A 1022-nucleotide genomic window follows, 5' to 3' on the forward strand; every position below is an offset into this window, starting at 1 on the left:
GAACCTCGGCGACTTCAGCCTTACTGACCCAGGCACCGGACTCCTCGTCATAGATCGCATCGGGGTACTCGATGCCAGTCCATGCGTCGTCGCTGATCGTTCCGATCGCTGCTTTGACCCTCTTGTCCATGCGTACCGTGATCGACACATTGGCCCCGGCATCGTGGGCGGCTTTGGTCACGGTCGATGAGTAGTATGCCGAGTCAGCGCGAACGAGCACCGCAGCACCAGGGTTGATGCGTTTGGTGGTGGCCACAGCGTCGGAGACGAACTTATCAGCACCACGTGCTGACGAGGTCGAGCCTTTGCGCAGACGCTGGCCCACAATGATCTGGCTGGAGTCGCGGGTTGACGCGGTCGCCAACAGTGCGTTGAGGCCGCGACTGCCTTGGTAGCCGAACCCAGCTCCCTGCTTCGACGCAGAGTGAACGTCGATGACGGTGTCGTCGACATCGACGAAGACTGTGGATGATTGCTCGTTGTCCTGACTGGCCGGCAGCAGAGGGGTGTGTTCATTGAGGTTGGTCAGGAAGCGGGAGGAGATGGCGTCGAGTTGTCTGACGTGGCCGAAGGCGAACGAGCGGAGGAACGAGCCCAAAGTCGAAGGGGCATAGACGCGGTCGAAGAGGTGTTTCATGCCGCCATGGCGGAGGATGTTCATGTCATCGATCGAGTCAGCCCCGGCGGCCATCCCCGCGACCAGTGTGGCCAGCTTCGCTGCTGGGTTCGCGCCCTTATCGGCCCCGGTGGTGGTCACGGTCAGATGGTCATCGGCAAGGTCTGGCAGGGCGGCGTTCTGGGCCAGTGCCATGGTCGGGACGAGCCCGGTGGCAGCGGTGAGGTTCGTGTCGTCGAAGGAGTGGGACACAGTCGTGGGTGTGTGGTTGAATAGCACCTGAGAGGTGCCCCTTTCTGTGTGGGATATGGAGACTTAGAACATCACCATTTTCCCAGTTCAGGAGGGGCATTTCCATTTCACGCGCGGCTTGATCCGGCTACTCGCATCGGTGGATCAAGGTTAA

The 1022-nt window shown here is 60.8% G+C and carries 1 protein-coding gene; it reads right to left on the minus strand.

Annotation, left to right across the window (positions count from 1 at the left end; all coding sequences use genetic code 11):
• Positions 1–868: IS1380 family transposase (locus EB836_RS18035; protein WP_135542823.1), on the minus strand; the 868-nt coding region annotated here is incomplete at its 3' end.
• Positions 869–1022: the final 154 nt, after the last annotated feature.

This window comes from Brevibacterium sp. S111 (assembly GCF_004745075.1).
Taxonomy (GTDB): domain Bacteria; phylum Actinomycetota; class Actinomycetes; order Actinomycetales; family Brevibacteriaceae; genus Brevibacterium.